This is a genomic window from Neobacillus sp. YX16, assembly GCF_030123505.1.
In the GTDB taxonomy this organism is placed as follows: Bacteria; Bacillota; Bacilli; order Bacillales; family Cytobacillaceae; genus Neobacillus.
Genome location: NZ_CP126115.1, coordinates 5,574,595 through 5,593,452, shown reverse-complemented (window position 1 = coordinate 5,593,452; position 18,858 = coordinate 5,574,595). Strand labels below are relative to the sequence as shown.

General features: G+C 40.3%; 15 protein-coding genes and 1 pseudogene. 11 read left to right on the top strand and 5 right to left on the bottom strand.

What is annotated here, in order from left to right:
- Positions 1–11 precede the first annotated feature (11 nt).
- The 6 genes from lhgO to QNH48_RS27505 all read left to right on the top strand — a co-directional run bounded on the left by lhgO (position 12) and on the right by QNH48_RS27505 (position 7,424).
- Positions 12–1,226, top strand: coding sequence for an L-2-hydroxyglutarate oxidase (lhgO, locus tag QNH48_RS27530; RefSeq protein ID WP_283955900.1), 1,215 nt, complete (start codon positions 12–14; stop codon positions 1,224–1,226).
- Positions 1,227–1,253: 27 nt separating this feature from the next.
- On the top strand, positions 1,254–1,592 hold the full coding sequence (locus QNH48_RS27525) for a DUF3870 domain-containing protein (RefSeq protein WP_283952829.1): 339 nt from the start codon (positions 1,254–1,256) through the stop codon (positions 1,590–1,592).
- Positions 1,593–1,918: 326 nt separating this feature from the next.
- Positions 1,919–2,857 carry a glutarate dioxygenase GlaH gene (gene glaH, locus QNH48_RS27520; RefSeq protein WP_283952828.1) on the top strand — a complete coding sequence of 313 codons (939 nt, stop codon included), beginning with the start codon at positions 1,919–1,921 and terminating at the stop codon, positions 2,855–2,857.
- Positions 2,858–2,928: 71 nt separating this feature from the next.
- Entirely contained in the window at positions 2,929–4,947 is a 2,019-nt protein-coding gene (locus QNH48_RS27515) for an oxidoreductase (protein ID WP_283952827.1), read from the top strand.
- Between the two features lie 54 nt (positions 4,948–5,001).
- Positions 5,002–6,216: a CaiB/BaiF CoA transferase family protein gene (locus QNH48_RS27510; protein ID WP_283952826.1), complete on the top strand. Its 1,215-nt coding sequence runs from the start codon at positions 5,002–5,004 to the stop codon at positions 6,214–6,216.
- Positions 6,213–7,424 (top strand): acyl-CoA dehydrogenase family protein, encoded by a 1,212-nt coding sequence (locus QNH48_RS27505; RefSeq protein WP_283952825.1) that lies wholly within the window; start codon positions 6,213–6,215, stop codon positions 7,422–7,424. Before QNH48_RS27510 ends, QNH48_RS27505 begins: the two co-directional genes overlap by 4 nt.
- 92 nt (positions 7,425–7,516) lie before the next feature.
- Here the strand turns inward: QNH48_RS27505 and QNH48_RS27500 are convergent, their stop codons facing one another.
- Positions 7,517–7,825, bottom strand: coding sequence for a DUF3870 domain-containing protein (locus QNH48_RS27500; protein ID WP_283952824.1), 309 nt, complete (start codon positions 7,823–7,825; stop codon positions 7,517–7,519).
- 66 nt (positions 7,826–7,891) lie between these two features.
- On the opposite strand from QNH48_RS27500, the pseudogene QNH48_RS27495 reads away from it, so the two are divergent.
- From QNH48_RS27495 to QNH48_RS27480, 4 genes and pseudogenes are all read left to right on the top strand, one after another.
- Positions 7,892–8,435: pseudogene (locus tag QNH48_RS27495) on the top strand (M20/M25/M40 family metallo-hydrolase); the annotation flags it as partial.
- A 202-nt stretch (positions 8,436–8,637) separates the two neighbouring features.
- Positions 8,638–9,915 (top strand): ATP-binding protein, encoded by a 1,278-nt coding sequence (locus QNH48_RS27490; RefSeq protein WP_283952823.1) that lies wholly within the window; start codon positions 8,638–8,640, stop codon positions 9,913–9,915.
- A 6-nt stretch (positions 9,916–9,921) separates the two neighbouring features.
- Complete coding sequence (locus tag QNH48_RS27485) at positions 9,922–10,803, top strand: response regulator (RefSeq protein WP_283952822.1); 882 nt, start codon at positions 9,922–9,924, stop codon at positions 10,801–10,803.
- Between the two features lie 188 nt (positions 10,804–10,991).
- Entirely contained in the window at positions 10,992–12,263 is a 1,272-nt protein-coding gene (locus QNH48_RS27480; RefSeq protein ID WP_283952821.1) for a cation:dicarboxylate symporter family transporter, read from the top strand.
- A gap of 67 nt (positions 12,264–12,330) precedes the next feature.
- On the opposite strand, the gene gnd is transcribed toward QNH48_RS27480, so the two are convergent.
- The 4 genes from gnd to QNH48_RS27460 form a co-directional block, all read right to left on the bottom strand.
- Positions 12,331–13,734: a decarboxylating NADP(+)-dependent phosphogluconate dehydrogenase gene (gene gnd, locus QNH48_RS27475; RefSeq protein ID WP_283952820.1), complete on the bottom strand. Its 1,404-nt coding sequence runs from the start codon at positions 13,732–13,734 to the stop codon at positions 12,331–12,333.
- Positions 13,735–13,800: 66 nt separating this feature from the next.
- Entirely contained in the window at positions 13,801–15,147 is a 1,347-nt protein-coding gene (locus QNH48_RS27470; protein WP_283952819.1) for a GntP family permease, read from the bottom strand.
- 21 nt (positions 15,148–15,168) lie between these two features.
- Positions 15,169–16,710 carry a gluconokinase gene (gntK, locus tag QNH48_RS27465; protein WP_283952818.1) on the bottom strand — a complete coding sequence of 514 codons (1,542 nt, stop codon included), beginning with the start codon at positions 16,708–16,710 and terminating at the stop codon, positions 15,169–15,171.
- The gene (locus QNH48_RS27460; RefSeq protein WP_283952817.1) at positions 16,703–17,440 is read right to left on the bottom strand and encodes a GntR family transcriptional regulator; all 738 of its coding nucleotides are present in this window, start codon (positions 17,438–17,440) and stop codon (positions 16,703–16,705) included. Before QNH48_RS27460 ends, gntK begins: the two co-directional genes overlap by 8 nt.
- A gap of 293 nt (positions 17,441–17,733) precedes the next feature.
- Between QNH48_RS27460 and QNH48_RS27455 the strand changes: the two genes are divergently transcribed.
- A complete protein-coding gene (locus tag QNH48_RS27455) occupies positions 17,734–18,831 on the top strand; it encodes an undecaprenyldiphospho-muramoylpentapeptide beta-N-acetylglucosaminyltransferase (RefSeq protein ID WP_283952816.1) in 1,098 nt (365 codons plus the stop codon).
- The last annotated feature ends 27 nt before the right edge of the window (positions 18,832–18,858 follow it).

Genomic DNA, 18,858 nt, shown 5'->3' with positions numbered 1-18,858 from the left:
TCCTAATGAAAATGTATGATTTTGCAATAGTTGGCGGAGGCATTGTTGGTTTATCAACAGGGATGGCCATTTATGAGCGTTTTCCTAATGCGAAGATAGTCGTCATGGAGAAGGAACCCGTTGTTGCGGAACATCAAACAGGGCATAACAGCGGTGTGATTCATTCGGGCATTTATTATCAGCCCGGCAGTTTCAAAGCTCGTTTTGCCCGCCAAGGAAGTAAATCGATGACTGCATTCTGCCAAACACATGGTATAGACCATGATATTTGCGGAAAAGTAATTGTTGCAACCAAACAAGAGGAAATACCGATTCTTGAGAATTTATATAAACGAGGGCTGGAAAATGAATTAGCTATTCATAGAATCGGTCCAGATGAATTAAAGGAAATTGAACCACACGTTAATGGTTTAGGAGCCATACGTGTTCCGATGGCCGGCATCGTCAATTACAGACAAGTTAGTGAAAAGTTCGCTGAAATTATTCGAGAGAGTGGCGGAGAGATTCGTCTAAATACAAAAGTGGAGAAAATGCACGAAGAATCGGATCACGTAATCATTGAAACGAATCGCGGAACATTAAAAGCTGGAATGGTCATTAACTGTGCTGGGCTTCACAGTGATCGTGTAGCACTAGCAGCAGGATATAAAACAGATATGAAGATATTGCCTTTTAGAGGCGAGTATTACAAATTAAAACCTGAAAAGCGCTATCTAGTAAAAAATTTAATTTATCCGGTTCCAAATCCAAAGTTCCCCTTTCTGGGGGTCCATTTTACACGAATGATCAGCGGTGAAATCGATGCGGGACCAAATGCTGTGCTTAGCTTTAAACGGGAAGGGTACAGAAAGACAGATTTTAATGCAAAGGATTTACTAGAATCATTAAGCTTTCCTGGATTATGGAAAATGGCAGGGAAATTTGCGAAGGAGGGGCTTGATGAATATATTCGCTCCTTCAGTAAGAAACAATTTACAAAGAGCCTTCAGGAACTGATTCCGGAGATCCAAGAGGATGATTTAATCCCTGCACCTGCTGGAGTCCGTGCTCAAGCATTAAGGAGCGATGGAAATATGGTGGATGACTTCCATATCATTCAAGGGAAACGAACAATCCATGTATGTAATGCGCCATCTCCTGCTGCAACGGCTTCAATCGAAATCGGAAAAGAAGTTGTGAATAGAATACCAGAACAAACAACCATAAAAGAAGCAATATTCGTTTAACTAATTCTTTCGAGAGGTAGGCCCATTATGCTGAATGGAAGGACTATTTTTATTGCAGGTCACGCCCGTCTGCCGCAAGGAATGGCAGCAAAAAGTGTCTTCGATACGTTAACAATCACAGCTGAAGTCGATCGTAAATATGGCGTAATCGTAGAGGCGTCTTGTACTTTAGCAACTGAACAGGGGAGCGACTTTATTGGCCGTATATTAAAAGGCGTTAGTCTAAAAGATGGCGTGGAAGGTGTAATTGAAGAAATTGAAACCTATTACCGAGGCAAGGCGACAAATGCTCTTGTTGCGGCATTAAAGGATTTAGACCTCCATTTCCATCAAATAAAAACGGAAGAAAAGCAGAAGGTACTATAATTATTTTCAAATTATTCAAAATAATCAATTGACAATCTAACACATACAAATTATACTAAGAGTAGTCAAAATATTACTAATACTTCCACTCTCTGAATAACACCCTTTCAGATTCGTGGATAGATTATAAATACTTGGAAACAGGAATTATAAATAACCATTAACTGCTAATTCATTGTGACTCTATTAACCATAGAGCTGTGAAGTGAATTTAAGCCAGTTGTACATTGAGTCCCGCTATTTTTGGGTACTTTGTGCAGCTGGCTTTTTATATTCCCTTGGTTTCCATATTTTAACTATCTTACACAAAACTGGAGGAATAGAAAATGGTAATCGCAGAAAAACAAAGAGGGAAATTCGAAACAAAAACAAACAGGTATGAGGTGAAGGTTCACCCGCAAACAGACCGTTTATACCACATTCAACTTTCGAAAAAGGCTATTCAAGGGTTTTTGGATACCGTCAAAGCAGAGGATTATTCTGTCCTGCATTTAGAATATACACCCTATTCTCGTCTAATTGTCTCTTCTATTCTATTAGATCATGTTGGAGAAGAATTCGGCGAGGTGCTTCGGAACATTGTACATGACCGTGAATCTGGCGGATTTACGATTGGTTTGGATGGTGTTACGGAGGATACAGATGAATACGTTCTTTTCTCTACTGCTATTTCTTATTTGTTAGGTTCATCAAACTTTGATTCAATGTCTGGTAAATATTATGCACGCTTTTCTGTCAAACATACCGATACCAGTGACTCCTATCTCCGTCAAGCTTATCGCTTATTTACACTTCATACGGATGGGACATTTGTAGATGAGCCGACAGATTGGCTGTTAATGATGAAAATGGTAGAAGAAAATGCACGCGGCGGTGAATCTCGATTATTACACCTTGATGATTGGAAAGGCCTTGATAGGTTTTCAAATCATCCATTGGCAAGCCATAAGTTTACTTACAAAGCACCATCTAGTAAAAATGTAGATCAGGAAATCCAGCGCTTAACCTTCTTCAATTACAATAATAAGCCTGGTGTATGCTTCATCGACCAATTTGTCTATCCTGAAACCATTGAAGAAGCTAAATATCTTCGTGACCTTTCACATTCAATGGAAACCGATGAAAGTGTTACAGAACTCGAGCTTCCAGTCGGAGATTTAGTAGTGGTTAACAATATATTCTGGTTACATGGGCGTGCAGCCTTTGAGGTAAATCCCGACTTGAACCGCGAATTACTGCGTCAGCGAGGACGTTTTAATCAGTAATCGTTACAAGTGACAGGCACCGCCAGAATTTTGGCAAAAGGCCAATTATCTTTTTCTGGGAGTGATTATGAGTGACACCGTTTAAACATTTATTTAGTCCAGTTGAAATTGGCCATACAGAATTGAAAAATAGGATTCTAAGTACGGCACACCAAACAAATCATGTTAGGAATGGAATCCCTACATTGGATATGACTGCCTATCATGTCGAACGCGCGAAGGGCGGTGCCGGGTTACTTATACTAGAAGCCGCCGCCGCACATCCATCGGGGATGCTGACAACCAAGACAATTGCCGGATATGATAAAAAGGTTGTCCCTGCTTACCAGGAGCTTGCCAATGAAGTGCATAAATACGGAGCGAAAGTATTTTTGCAATTATTCCATGGCGGCAGGGAAGTCGTTTCAAGTGAGTATCGGAATGCGGCCTGGGCACCGTCAGCGGTTCCGAGCCTCCGGTTCAGTACGATGCCCAAACCGATGAGTATTGAGGAAATAAAAGATGTCATTGAAGGATTTGCACTTTCAGCTAAATGGGCGAAGGAAGGCGGACTGGATGGTGTAGAAATCTGCTGCTCACACGGATACTTGCCTGCACAGTTTTGGTCGGTAGAGACCAATCATCGTACCGATGAATATGGGGGATCGTTTGAAAACAGGATGCGGTTTATTGTCGAAGTGATGGAGCGGGTCTGGCAGGAGGTTGGGGAGGACTTTACGGTTGGACTCCGGATGAGTGCAGATGAAATGACCATGGATGGAACAACCGTAAAAGATGCCGTACAAATTGTTGAATATTTGGTCGAAAGAGTAAGAGTGGATTTTATTGATGTCACCTCAGGAGATTCCAGTACATTTGCCGGATCCACCCATATTGTGCCGCCGTCTCCGATGAAGCACGGTTATAATACCCCACATTCATTTAAAATTAGAATGGCTGGTGCTGTACCAGTATTCGTCGGTTCACGTATTGTTGATCCCGCGGAGGCCGAGCAGATTGTGGCAGCAGGAAAAGCAGATGTTGTCGGCATGACTCGTGCATTAATTGTAGATCCTTACATGCCTAACAAGGCAAAGTCAGGTAATCTTCAGCAAATTGATGCCTGTTTAGGCTGTTTACAGGCTTGTATCGGGCATTATCACAATGGTTTAACCATTGGCTGTGTCCAAAATCCCTCAGCAGGCAGGGAAAATGAAGTGCAAACACTTAAGAAAAGCCTAAGAGACAAGAAGAAAGTTCTTGTGATCGGCGCCGGACCGGCAGGCATGCAAGCTGCGGCAACTTTAGATGAACTAGGCCATGAGGTTATTCTGGCAGATAGAGCGGACAAAATCGGCGGATTATTGAATACATTAAAAAAGATGCCAATGAGACATGAGCTTGCTGAATCGATGCTTGATAATTATACGCGAAAACTATCTGCTAGTAACGTGAACGTTACGCTAGGAGCGGCTGTACAACCAGATGATATTAACAAAATTTCACCGGATGCGATTATCTGCGCCACAGGATCAAGACCGTATATCCCCGATATTCCAGGGATTCATGATCATCGTGTCATGACGGTGGAAGAGGTGTTCCATCATCCGAATAACCCTATTGGGAAAAATGTTATTGTATTTGATTTTGCCGGTGATTGGCCAGCCATGGAAGCGGCGATTGATTTGGCGGAAAAGGGGCATATCGTCAAGCTTATTACGGCAAGGCTGCATGTGGGTGAAGGCGTGCCTCAATACTTACGAAATGAATATTTAAAAAAACTCTATCAACTAAACGTAAAAATGATGCCACACTATGATTTAGGAGAAATTAAAGGGGATACTGTTGTCTTTAGGAACCTATTTTCCTATGAAAAAGAGACAATGGAAAATTGGGATTCTATTATTCTTTCGCACGGTCGTGTACCAAATAGTGAACTATATGAACAAATGAAGAAATTAGCACCTGAAGTATGGCAAATCGGTGACTGCTTGGCGCCGAGAACAATAGAAGAGGCAACTTTTGAGGGGATGTCTATAAGTTTGCGATTAGGAGTCCAAGACAATGGAAATCTTTCCATTTCAACTAGTAAAGGGCTTGTAACGAAATAAGTTTTTTTAAAAAAGAGAGCTTGAGTGTATGGGATGAGCAGGAGGTGGGAGTTTTTGAAAGGCGCTTTGGATGGGATAAAAGTATTGGATTTAACAAGGGTGCTGGCGGGTCCATATTGTACGATGATTCTTGCGGATCTTGGTGCAGATGTCATGAAAGTGGAAGCACCGGGCGGCAGTGATGAAACGCGGGGCTGGGGGCCGCCGTTCCAAAATGGTGTAAGTGCCTATTATTTATGCGCTAACCGCAATAAGCGCAGCATCACCTTAAATCTGAAAACCGAAGAGGGAAGGGAAATCATTCGCACTTTAGCCAAGGATGCGGACGTAGTGATTAATAACTTCAAAACCGGTTCGATGGAAAATTGGGACTTGGACTATGACTCTTTGAAAGCAATCAACCCGAGGCTGGTATATTGCTCCATCACAGGCTTTGGCGAAACGGGACCATATCGGCATTTGCCAGGCTATGATTACATTATTCAGGGAATGAGCGGTCTGATGAGCATTACCGGGAATGATGAAAGCGGGCCAATGAAAATTGGCGTAGCGATGGTTGATATTTTAACAGGTTTATATTCTGCCATTTCGATTCAAGCAGCATTACTGGAAAGAGAGAAATCCGGACAAGGGCAAAAAATAGATATGTCGCTTATGGATACGGCGGTAAGCTCACTCGCCAATGTAGCGAGCAATTATCTTATATCTGGAGCCATCCCAAGAAGACTTGGTAACGACCACCCAAATATTGTGCCTTACTCCACATTTAGGGCAATGGATGGAGAAATGATCATTGCAGTTGGTAACAACCGGCAGTTTGCCACCCTTTGTGAAGTAATGGGAATAAGTGAAATGGCAGCAGATGAACGGTTCCATACCAATGAAGCAAGGGTTAATCATAAACTTGAACTCACGGGCATTTTAGAAAACCAGCTGCGAACCAAACCAGCCAATGAGTGGATGGAGCTGTTTTCACAGCATAATATTCCGTGCGGTCCTATTGCGACGATGGATCAGGTATTTAATCATCCACAAGTATTGGCCCGGGAGATGGTCGTTGAAGTGGATCACCCGGAAGCGGGTTCAGTCAAGCTAGTCGGCTCGCCTATTAAACTGTCAAGAACGAAGACCAAAATAGAACGTCATCCCCCGGTTGCTGGGGAACATACCGTTGAAATCTTGCAGCAAGCGGGATATTCACACGTGGAAATTGAACAATTAAAAAAGAATAATATTATACAAATTTACCAGGAGGCTTATACGCTATGAATTTTGAATTTTCGGAAGAGCAGGTAATGTTAAGAAAAATGGTTAGAAGTTTCGTAGATAAAGAAATTATTCCAAATATGAAAGAATGGGATGAGCAAGGGGGATTCGATCCGATTATTTGGAAGCGATTAAGCGAGCTGGATCTTATGGGTGTTTGTATTCCTGAAGAATATGGCGGAAGCGGCATGGATTACAATTCACTCGCCATTGTTTGTGAAGAAATGGAAAGAGGCGATACGACCTTCCGTACCGCTGTATCTGTTCACATCGGCTTAAACAGTTTAACACTACTGCAATGGGGGAATGAGGAACAAAAACAAAAATATCTCGTTCCGCAGGCAAAAGGTGAAAAAATCGGCGCCTTTGGTTTAACGGAACCAGGGGCAGGTTCAGACGTGGCCGCCCTTCAGACTACTGCAGTAAAAGACGGGGATGATTATATTTTAAATGGTTCGAAAACGTGGATTTCCCTTTGTGATGTAGCGGATCATTTCATTGTGTTCGCCTATACGGACAAATCGAAAAAACACCAAGGTATTTCCGCATTTATTGTGGAGCGCACCATGCCTGGTTTCTCATCAAAAGCCATTAAAGGCAAAATGGGGATCCGTTCCGGAAATACAGGAGAGTTATTCTTTGATCAGGTAAGGGTTCCAAAGGAAAACCTATTAGGTTTAGAGGGCGAAGGGTTTAAAATCGCTATGGCCGCTCTTGATAATGGCCGCTTTACCGTTGCAGCTGGAGCTGTAGGCCTGATTATGGCGAGCTTGGAGGAAAGCGTAAAGTATTGTCATGAGCGTCAAACATTCGGCAAAGACATCGGCCGGCACCAGCTTGTACAGCAAATGATTGCAAATATGGAAGCTGGATTGCAAATGAGCAGCTTACTCGTATACCGTGCCGGTGAGCTTAAAAATAAGGGAGTACGTAACACAAGAGAAACATCACTCGCCAAATGGCAGGCTTGTGATTTTGCCAACAAAGCAGCGGATGATGCTGTTCAGATTCATGGGGCTTACGGGTTTTCAAGCGAATACCCTGTTGAACGATTCTTACGAAACTCAAAAGCACCTGTTATTTACGAAGGAACGAGGGAAATTCATACGATTATGCAGGCAGAATACGTTCTTGGTTATCGTGTAGATAAGACGTTAAATAAAATGCTGCCGGCGTGGCCGTATGAAAAGGAAACAGTAGAGAGTAGGTAAAGGAATTCACATAGAATGAATGTAATAGACTTCCCTTGTTAACGGGGGAAGTCTATTACTGCTTTGGCCGAACAGGTAAAATGTACACCGAATTATTGATTTAGAGATTCATATTGTTTATACAAATCCTTTAACGCTGCAACTAGCGCGTGATTGGCTTTTCCTAAATAACCCGTTTTTAACTCTTCAAGAGGCAGGTCAATCCCATTTCTCAAACTATGGCCTTTGAGCAGTCTTGCAATAAAGTCTCTCCCATGTTCAGTTGCCAGCGTACAAGAGGCATCCACAATTACCCCATAATATTTATCAATTTCTGCCGTAATCGTCAGTGTTTCATATATACTTCTAGCTGCCATTCCTGTAGGTAATTTCGCATGTCCAGCAATAAAAATGGTATTCATTCCAACACTCTCCTAAATGAAGATTTACTTATAGAATAATATAAAATCGAAGAATTAGTAAGGATAATTACTGAGGGCGACCATGGGGACGGTTCTGCCGGCTTTTTTGCCAGCAGAAGAACCGTCCCCACCATTGGTTCCTTTGATGGCAAAGGGACATTCAATGTCATCAAGGATCGTGTGAGGCTTGAAGGGGATATCCGTTATATGACTGTGGAAAAAAAGGAGATTATTGAAAAAGAAGTGCGCCGCATCATCAAGGGAATTGAAGCTGAGTTTGGTGTCCAATGTGAGTTAACCTATACCTCAGATTATCCTCCGCTTTATAATGACCCAGAGGTAACGGAAATTGGTAAAAGAAGCCTTGGAAAATGCTAATGATCCAGATATTAAGGAAGTTGCCCAGTACCCCTTGATGTCGCCATCCGATGACTTTGCGTATTATTTAGAAAAAATCCCAGGCTGTTACTTTTACATTGGCTGTACGCCAAAGGGTGTCGAAAAGCCATATTTTAACCATAATCCGAACTTTGATATTGATGAAGATGCATTAATCGTTGCGGCAAAATCAGTAGGTTTTGTAGTTTGCAGGTACTATGGGGTAGAGTGAAAGTCCGTGGGAAAGTCCGTGGGGACGGTTCTCTTGGTTTTATTCTCTGGTAATAATTACTCGATAGGTGTCTCACTACCTTGTAACTAGTTACCAAGTGAAAAAGGCCATCAGAACCGTCCCCACGGTCCGCCCCTTGTCTAGCTTATCTTTTTTGTCTAGAATATTTATAGTAAACCATTATTCTTTAGAGGAGTCATAAATGTTTTCTTCCTATTCCTTTTTCAAGTTGTTTTTTACTAAGTCTAAATGGGTATCCTTACTGCTTACGGCTCTTTTAACAGCCCTCGCCAGTGAACTCAAAGTGACTCCTTTCAATGGAGAGGCTTTTCGTTTTGGATTAGGGAGTATCACTTTTTTTCTCATTATTCTTATTCATCCTCCAGCTTCATTGGTTCGAACGGGGATCTTCACGGGTTTGTTCGTGGTTTGTTTCCGGATTCTTGGTGATATTATGGTGGAACCTGAACAAATCTTTGCAAGCTTCAAGCATCATCTGCCTGCCTTTCTGTTTTACTTCCTATTTGGATTGGGTCTTAGCATCATTCAAATAGAGAAATACAAAACGTTTCCCCTTCTCCTAGGCTCTTTTGCTGCAGGTATCGAGTTTATCGGTAACGGCATAGAGCATATCATACGTGCCTTGTTTCAGACCCATGCAAATTTAGGCTATCGGGACTGGGCATTATTATTTGGAGTAGCCTTACTGCGAAGTTACTTTGTAGTGGGGATTTATAGCTCCATCACGGTTTCAGAACAAAAAAAGCGAATGCAAGAAATGCTTGAAGTTGGTTCGGGATTGTATTCGGAGACTCTCTATTTACAGAAATCACTGAATCATATCGAACAAATTACGGCATCTAGCCATGAATTATATCGGAAATTAAAGAAAAGCAATCAGGCTGAGTTAAGTGTACAAGCATTGCTCATCGCTCAAGAAATACATGAAGTGAAAAAAGATTCACAGCGGATTCTTTCGGGTCTGTCAAAAATAACGATACAAAACAGCAACGAAGACCTTTTTCTTTCTGATGTTTTAGGATTTGTGGTTTCAGCTAATGAAAAATATAGTGAGATGTTAGGGAAGAAGATCAATATTCATTTTAAAATAACCACTGATTTTATTACGCATCAACAAATCCAACTACTTGCATTATTGAATAATCTGACCGCTAATGGTGTTGAAGCGATTGCCGAAAAGGGAAAAATTGATATTGAAGTAAATGAGAAAGAGGAGTTCATTTCATTCATCATAAAAGATTCTGGAAATGGAGTTCCCGAAAAGGATTTATCCATCATTTTTGAACCGGGCTATACAACTAAATTCAATGTTCATGGAGTTGCTGCAACAGGCATTGGTCTATCACATGTCCATGAAATTGTACAAACACTTCATGGCCAAATAAAAGTAGAATCACAGACGGGAGAAGGGACTACCTTTCATATTATGCTGCCTACTGAAAACATTAAAAAGAGGTGAAGTAGAATGCGCTATTTTATTGTAGACGATGATACAGCAAGTCGTAGAATGCTAGAGAAAATCATTTTAGAGGGCAGCCTTGGAGTTGTGGTGGGGGAGGCAGGATCAGGTGTTGATTCACTATCACCCATCCTTTCAATCCATCCTGATGTTGTCTTAATCGACTTTTTAATGCCAGGACTGGACGGAATTGAAACGATAGAAAGTTTAAGGCAGCAAGGATTCCAAGGACAATTTATCATGATTTCTCAAGTTGTCAATAAGGAAATGGTGGGGGAGGCCTATGAAAAGGGGATTGAGTTCTTTATACATAAACCAATCAATCGGTTAGAAGTACAAAGCATTCTGAAAAAAACTTCAGAGCAATTTCGCCTAAAACAATCGTTAATGACCATTCGTGAATCGCTGGCATACGTGGAATCAGCAAAGTTTACATCCAAGCAAAAAAGTGTGAAGGAAATCGTCCATTCTATATTAAATGATATGGGGATTATTGGCGAAGCAGGCAGTGAGGATATGGTACTAATCATGGAATATTTACTATATCGTAAAGATTCCTCTGCATTATTGCCCCCTCTTAAGGAATTATACGAAGCGATTTGCAGTTCTAAAAAAGATGTTAAAAAAGAAACGAAATCAATCGAACAGCGTATCCGCAGAGCTATTATGGCAGCGCTTAACAACTTAGCTTCGTTAGGAACCTTCGATTATACCAACCCCAAATTTGAATATTATGCCCCCCGTTATTTCGATTTTCAAGAAATAAGGGTGCGAATGAAAGAAGTAGATTCAAATAATAATGTAACATCGAAGGTAAAAATTAATATAAAAAAGTTCCTCCAAGTCTTATACCTTGAAACGGTAGAAAAATATAATCAACCTTCATAAGAAAATTTTTCCCAACTCTTTAGAAAAGAGAAGGGATTTTTTTATCTGGAGATTAAAAAAAGATTACAAAACTATTCACTCATGTCGGATTCTGTAGGATTCAATAAGCTCCCCGTATTATTACTATACATTTTAGATTTACAGAAAATTAATGAAGCGCTTTCATAAAAATATGGGGAGGTTGTTTGATGAAAAAGATCAAGTTTGGTTTAGCTTATCAAATTCTTGTTGGGTTGGTTTTGGGGATTATTGTTGGGGCCATTTTTTACGGAAACCCTGCGGTTAGTACCTATTTACAGCCGGTTGGGGATATCTTTATCCGTTTGATAAAAATGATTGTCGTTCCAATCGTTATTTCCACGCTTATTATTGGGGTTGCAGGAACCGGGGATATGAAAAAGTTAGGGAAACTCGGTGGGAAAACCATTCTTTATTTTGAAATTGTTACAACAATCGCTATTATCGTAGGGTTAATTGCAGCGAATATATTCAAGCCTGGAGTAGGTGTGGATATGTCTAAGCTGGCAAAAGGTGATATTCAAAAGTACGTTGATGCAACAAGTGAAGCAACCAGTCATAGTTTTGCCGATACCTTTGTCAATATTATTCCGAGTAATATCATCGATGCTTTAGCAAGAGGGGACATGCTTGCCATCATTTTCTTTGCTGTTATGTTTGGTTTAGGTATTGCTGCCATCGGTGAAAAAGGAAAACCGGTTCTGGCGTTCTTCCAAGGGACAGCAGATGCGATGTTTTGGGTTACAAATCAGATTATGAAATTTGCCCCATTTGGTGTTTTTGCCTTAATAGGTGTAACAGTTTCAAAATTTGGTATAGAGTCCTTAATTCCACTTGGTAAATTAGTGATTAGTGTTTATGGAACCATGTTATTCTTTATTATTGTTATTTTAGGCGGTATTGCGAAGTTGTGTGGAGCTAGTTTACTTCATCTCGTTAAGATTTTAAGAGACGAACTTATTTTGGCCTATTCTACAGCTAGTTCAGAAACCGTCTTGCCAAAAGTGATGGAAAAAATGGAGAAATACGGATGTCCAAAGGACGTTGTTTCCTTTGTCGTTCCTACAGGCTATTCCTTTAACTTAGACGGCTCTACGCTGTATCAAGCACTAGCCGCTATTTTCATTGCGCAAATGTATGGAATCGATTTAAGTATTTCACAACAAATTTCCTTAATGTTAGTGTTGATGGTTACTTCTAAAGGAATTGCGGGAGTACCAGGTGTTTCCTTTGTTGTGCTATTAGCTACTCTAGGAACAGTAGGCATTCCGCTGGAAGGACTAGCATTTATCGCAGGTATCGATAGAATTCTAGATATGGCTCGTACCGTAGTTAACGTAATCGGAAACTCATTAGCAGCCATCGTCATGTCTAAATGGGAAGGCAGATTTGACTCGAAAAAAGGGAAGGAATATATCAATTCCATTCAGAAAGCTGCATAATAAATGCCGAGGGGACGGTTCTCCTGGTCTTTTGGACCAGGAGAACCGTCCCCTCGGTTTTTTTTGTTTAATTCCAGTTTGTGTGAAAGACTCCAGTTAAATCGTTGCGTTCATAAGTGTGTGCACCAAAATAGTCACGTTGTGCCTGTAAAAGGTTAGCATTAGTGATTGCTTTTCGATAACTATCAAAATAGGTAAGGGAAGCACCTAAACATGGGAACGAAATACCAGAATTAATCCCTTCACATACTACTTTTCGCAAGCCCATTTGGTAATCAATAACCTTTTCGGCAAAATATGGAGAGATTAATAGATTAGCCAGATTTGGTTCTGCTCGATAGGCTTCGCTTATTACATTTAAAAATTCTGCACGAATGATGCAGCCGCCACGGAAAATCAGCGCAATATCCTTCAACGGTAATTCCCAGCCGAAAAGTTCGGAAGTCATTTTATATTGGGTGAATCCTTGTGCGTAGGCACAAACTTTCCCCATATATAAGGCCTGTCTAATGTAGTCAATCCACTCATTTGTATCCAATTGTGGCTGTTCGTACTTAGGGCCTGTTAGAATCGATTGGGCATGCACCCGTTCCTCTTTTAAAGCAGAGATGTATCTGGCAAATAATGACTCTGTAATAATCGATGCTGGGATGCCGTTATCGATGGCTTGGATACTGGTCCATTTACCAGTGCCTTTTTGGCCAGCTTTATCCAAAATCACATCAATGAGCGGTAAGCCAGTTACTTCATCTTTTTTCCGTAAAATCTCTGCCGTAATCTCAATTAAGTAACTTTTCAATTCACCTTGATTCCAGGTTTCAAAGATGTCAGAAATTTCATGAACGGATAAATGTAACCTTTCTCTTAAAAAAGTATAGGCTTCTGCAATTAATTGCATATCTGCATACTCAATTCCGTTATGTACCATTTTTACAAAGTGACCTGCACCTTTTGGACCCATATAAGCACAGCAAGGGGCATTGTCCACTTGGGCTGCTATTTTTGTAAGAATCGGTGCTGCTTTTTCATAAACGTCTTTATCGCCGCCAGGCATGATAGATGGTCCCTCCAAAGCTCCGACTTCGCCGCCAGAAATCCCGATTCCTAAATAACCTATTCCTTTAGACTTTAACTCATCGTATCTACGTTCCGTATCTTCGTAATGGGAGTTACCGCCATCCATAATGACATCGCCTTCTTGAAGATATGGTACTAATGATTCAATCACTGAATCAATCGCCTTACCCGCCGTAACCATTACAAAAACTTTTCTCGGAGTCGCTATCGACTGTACAAAATCCTGAATTTCGTAGTAAGGAGTAATACTCTGTCCATCAAGTTTTTCTACAAGTAGATCCGTTAAATCTCTCGTGTAATTATAGACGGCTACTTGTTCCCCTTTATTAGCCATATTTAAAGCAATATTACTTCCCATAACTCCTAAACCAATAACACCTATTGTATTCAACATGTATTTATGCTCCTTTTTCTAAGATAAATAGGCAGTAAAACCCTTAGGTTTACTGCCTGAAAGTACTTATACAAACAAGCTTAGTAATAGAATAAATCCTAATCCCGCTACTGAAATGATCGTTTCAACCAATGTCCATGTTGCAAAAGTTTCTTTCATGCTTAAACCAAAATACTCTTTAAACATCCAGAAACCAGCATCGTTAACGTGTGATGCAATGACACTTCCAGCACCTGTTGCAAGAACGACTAGTGCAAGATTAACATCCGATTGACCTAACATGGGAATCACTAAACCAGCTGTTGTTAATGCAGCTACGGTAGCAGATCCTAATGCAATACGTAAAATGGCAGCGATCATCCATGCGAGGATAATCGGTGATATAGCAGTCCCTTTGAATAGTTCTGCTACATAGTCACCAACACCGCCGTTGATTAATACTTGCTTGAAGGCCCCGCCCCCACCAATGATTAATAACATCATACCAATGTGTAGAATGGCTTGTGTACAAGACTCCATGACATCCTTCATTGGAATCTTTCTTGCGATACCCATTGAATAAACTGCAAATAATAGCGAGATCAACATGGCTGTACCAGCTTCACCGATAAATCGAATGACTTCTAGTACAGAGTTATCTTCAATGCCCAATGTTTTTTGCATCAAGGTAATAATCGTCGCAATCGACATTAAAATAACAGGAAGTAAAGCTGTAAATACACTGATGCCGAATTTAGGTGTATCTTCAAGTTTAAATGTCTTTAGTTCGCCTAATGAGGCAATGCTGCCCATTTTTTTAAATGATTCAGGTAAAAGTTTTTTCGCAAACTTTGTAAAAACTGGCCCAGCTAAGATCACCGTAGGGACAGCAACAATGAAACCATAAAGTAATACTTCCCCAATGTCGGCACCAAGTTCACCGGCAATCGTCGTTGGTCCAGGATGAGGCGGCAAGAAACCGTGTGTGACGGATAAAGCGGCTGTCATGGAAATACCGAGTGACAAGATAGAAACTTTTAATTCTCTTGAAATTGCAAAGACAATTGGAATCAATAACACTAAACCTACTTCAAAAAATAACGCAATACCGATAATGAATGAGGCAACGACTACTGCCCATTGTGTATTTTTTTCACCGAATTTGTTAACAAGCGTCATCGCAATTCGCTGCGCACCACCTGAATCAGCGATTAACTTTCCGAGCATGGCTCCAAGTCCAAAGATTAAACCGATGTGTCCAAGTGTTCCGCCTAATCCGGCTTCGATGGTTTTAACTACTTCTTCTAATGGCATTCCAAGGGCTAACGCAACACCAAACGATACGATGATTAAAGAAATAAAGGTGTTTAATTTCAAACCCATGATCAAAATAAGTAAGGCGATAATTCCTAACGCTACAATTACTAATGGCATTTTAATTCCTCCATGCTTTTTCTAGTTGTGTGTTGTAAGCTTTCTTTGATAATTGGCGATCCGTGTATAATCTTCTTCTAATACTCTTGATAAGTGGATAAAGATTGGCAGCAGTTGCCTGTATTCTTTTGCGGCTGCTTCTTCAGGTGAATGTGTAAAGGTGCTGCCAACCATTTCAGAAACAACTTCAAATGAATCGATTTTGCCGGTTGCATAAAGCCCTAAAATACAAGCACCCAGGCATGAACTTTCATAGCTTTCGGGAACGACGACTTCTGATTCGAATATGTCGGACATCATTTGACGCCAAACCTCCGACCTTGCGAAGCCTCCCGTTGCTTGGATTCGGGTAACAGGAGCTTCCATGCATTCCGTTAATGCTAGAAAAACGGTGTATAAATTGTAAATAACGCCTTCTAACGCTGCTCGAATCATATGTTCTTTCTTATGTGACAGAGTTAAACCGAAAAATGATCCACGCACGTCTGGATTCCATAATGGCGCGCGTTCACCTGCGAGGTAGGGATGGAATAACAATCCATCTGAGCCTGGTCTTACGCGTTCGGCAATCTTGGTTAATACTTCGTATGGATCAATTCCTAATCTTTTCGCCGTTTCAACTTCAGAAGAGGCAAATTCATCACGTATCCAGCGAAGGACGATTCCACCATTGTTTACTGGTCCGCCAATGACCCAATGCTTTTCGGTTAGGGCATAGCAGAATATTCTACCTTTTTCATCAGTCTGCGGCTTGTCAATAATTGTTCGAATCGCACCGCTTGTCCCAATGGTGACGGCAATCTCGCCTTTTCCAATCGCATTTACACCTAGATTGGAAAGGACTCCATCACTGGCACCAATGACAAAAGGAGTTTGTGGATCGATACCAATTTGTTTGGCGATGTCAGGATCACAGTTACTGAATATCTTCGTCGTCGGAACGAGCTCAGATAATTGATCACGCGTAACACCCGCAATATGTAATGCTTCTTCATCCCAATCCATGTTTTTCAGATTCATCATGCCCATGCATGATGCGAGGGAATGATCGACTACATATTGGTCAAAGAACTTTTTAAAAATAAATTCTTTAATGCCGATATATTTTTTCGCTTTGTCAGCAATTTCAGGTCGGTCATTAACAATCCAAGCGATTTTCGTTAATGGCGACATGGGGTGAATCGGTGTTCCGGTTCGCTTGTAGATTTCATGCCCATTCAACTCATTCTTTATTTTATGAGCCCAAGCTTCGCTCCGGTTATCCGCCCATGTGATACAAGGCGTCAGTGGCCGGTCGTTGTCGTCCATTGCAATGACACTATGCATCGCGCTGCTAAATGAAATGAAAGCTGGTTTTTTATCAGAGTGACGTTTCGTAATATTCGTAATCGCTTGTAAGACAGCTTGATATATTTCATTCGGATCTTGTTCGGCTGTAGACATATCCGGTGTGTAGAGTGGATACCCATGATTCTCTACCTGGATGACTTTGCCTTTTTCCGTAAATAGTACTGCTTTGGTACTTGTTGTACCGATATCTACACCTAACATGTAGCTAGTCATTTTTTTGCACAGCTCCTTTAGCCAGCATTTGTTGTGACATCCATAGGTCATCTACTGTTCCTTGAACCTGAACATCATCAAAGTTTAGATGTAAAGATTCAAGCATGAGCTCTCGATTCTTAGATTCTATCGCTTCTATATAAATCTCATGATTTCTTATAATTCTTGTAAAGTCCTCAAACTCTTCTTTTATACGTAAACGCATCGATAACAGAATTAAGCATTCCATAACAGGCTTTAAATTATTCCAAATCATCAGCATGTAGGAATGGTTAATAGACCGGATAATCGTTTCATGAAATAAGACGTCCTGCAGGGCAAATTCGTCAGCATCACGATATTTTATCGCAACTTTCATCATTTCTAGTATTTTACTAAGTTCTCTTGAGAGTTGAACTGTATCCATTTTGATAATACGTTCAAACACAAATGTTTCAATTAGAAGCCGGACATCATATATCTCTTGTATTTCTTTTTCTGTTAAACCAATAACAATTGCACCCATTCTTTCTAATCGGATGAGATTTTCAGCTGCTAGGATTTTTAATGATTCACGAATAGGTGATCGGCTCACAGCAAAATCTGCAGCTAGTTTATTTTCCGATAGGATGGAGCCGCTTTCAATCGTGCCAGAAATGATACGCATTCTAAGTTCACATGCTACACGCTCACCAGCGGAAGCTTTTGAAAGGCTCTTTTCGGGATATAAATATTCCTTTGAATCTATCATAAGTTCACCCTCTTTTTATAATACAAGAATACTTGTATACAAGTATTATAATAGGGATTTCAAAATATGCAAGCGTTTTTATGTAGGACGTGAGGACGTGGGGACGGTTCTCCTGGTCCTATTCTTTGGTAATAGTTGCTTGGCAGGTGTCTCATCACTAAGAAGTAAGTATTACCAAGTGAAAAAAACCATCAGAACCGTCCCCACGGTTCACTCTTTAAGTGAATAAAACCATATAAACCAGATTGTAATAACGTATAATGAATGAAAACGATGAGTAATCAGGAGGAATTATGTCAAAGAAGAAAATTGTATTTACTGGTGGAGGTTCTGCGGGGCATGTAACGCCAAATATTGCATTAATTAACGAGCTGGAAAATTGGGATCAATATTATATCGGTTCAAAAAAGGGAATTGAAAAAGAGTTAATCGAAAAAGTTGGTATTCCATACTTCGGTATAAATAGTGGAAAACTTCGAAGATATATAGACTTTGAAAATTTCGTGGATATATTTCGCGTCCTAAAAGGATGTTTTGAAGCAAGAAGTGTTCTGAAAAAAATCAAGCCTGATTTAGTATTCTCAAAAGGGGGATTTGTTTCCGTTCCTGTCATCATAGCTGCTAAATCATTAAGAATACCCATTTATATTCATGAAAGTGATATGACGCCAGGACTAGCAAATAAAATCTCGCAAAGATTTGCAACGCGTATTTTTACTTCCTTTGAAGAGACAAAGGGATTTTTTCCAGCAAATAAAACGATGGATATTGGTTCTCCTATTCGAAAAGAAATATTGAGTGGTTCAGCAGTAAAAGGAAGAAGTTTTCTAGGATTTGATCATCATAGTCCGATTTTAACGATTATGGGTGGAAGTTTAGGAGCTAAGAAAATAAATGAAGTAGTCCGGCAATCCTTAGATCAACTAACGGCTACTTACCAGGTTGTTCATTTGTGCGGGAAAAATAACCTAGATGTCAATTTAACAACCCATCCAAGATACAAACAATTTGAATATGTCCATGATGAATTAACGGATATCTTAGCGGCAACGGACATCGTGATTACTAGAGGCGGTTCAAATGCCATATTCGAATTTCTAGCCTTACATATCCCAATGCTGATTGTTCCATTAGGATTAAATCAAAGTAGAGGCGACCAAATTTTAAATGCAAAGGCTTTTCAAGAAAAAGGATACTCCCTTACATTGGAAGAAGAAAAACTTACTATTAAAACGATGATTGAAAATGTAACTACTATTTATAAAAATAGATATGAATTCAAAAAGAATATGAAAGAATCACATAAGGGGAACGCATTACAAACACTTGTGGACGAAATCAATGAGATCAATGAAATCAATGGGGACGGTTCTCCTGGTCCTATTCTTTGATAAGGAGCCTTACTTGGTAGGTGCCTC

Excerpts from the sequence above, each read along its gene's own strand:
- lhgO (WP_283955900.1), top strand. The coding sequence starts at position 12 with ATGTATGATTTTGCAATAGTTGGCGGAGGCATTGTTGGTTTATCAACA.
- QNH48_RS27525 (WP_283952829.1), top strand. The coding sequence starts at position 1,254 with ATGCTGAATGGAAGGACTATTTTTATTGCAGGTCACGCCCGTCTGCCG.
- glaH (WP_283952828.1), top strand. The coding sequence starts at position 1,919 with ATGGTAATCGCAGAAAAACAAAGAGGGAAATTCGAAACAAAAACAAAC.
- QNH48_RS27505 (WP_283952825.1), top strand. The coding sequence starts at position 6,213 with ATGAATTTTGAATTTTCGGAAGAGCAGGTAATGTTAAGAAAAATGGTT.
- QNH48_RS27500 (WP_283952824.1), bottom strand. The coding sequence starts at position 7,825 with ATGAATACCATTTTTATTGCTGGACATGCGAAATTACCTACAGGAATG.
- QNH48_RS27490 (WP_283952823.1), top strand. The coding sequence starts at position 8,638 with ATGTTTTCTTCCTATTCCTTTTTCAAGTTGTTTTTTACTAAGTCTAAA.
- QNH48_RS27485 (WP_283952822.1), top strand. The coding sequence starts at position 9,922 with ATGCGCTATTTTATTGTAGACGATGATACAGCAAGTCGTAGAATGCTA.
- QNH48_RS27480 (WP_283952821.1), top strand. The coding sequence starts at position 10,992 with ATGAAAAAGATCAAGTTTGGTTTAGCTTATCAAATTCTTGTTGGGTTG.
- gnd (WP_283952820.1), bottom strand. The coding sequence starts at position 13,734 with ATGTTGAATACAATAGGTGTTATTGGTTTAGGAGTTATGGGAAGTAAT.
- QNH48_RS27470 (WP_283952819.1), bottom strand. The coding sequence starts at position 15,147 with ATGCCATTAGTAATTGTAGCGTTAGGAATTATCGCCTTACTTATTTTG.
- gntK (WP_283952818.1), bottom strand. The coding sequence starts at position 16,710 with ATGACTAGCTACATGTTAGGTGTAGATATCGGTACAACAAGTACCAAA.
- QNH48_RS27460 (WP_283952817.1), bottom strand. The coding sequence starts at position 17,440 with ATGATAGATTCAAAGGAATATTTATATCCCGAAAAGAGCCTTTCAAAA.
- QNH48_RS27455 (WP_283952816.1), top strand. The coding sequence starts at position 17,734 with ATGTCAAAGAAGAAAATTGTATTTACTGGTGGAGGTTCTGCGGGGCAT.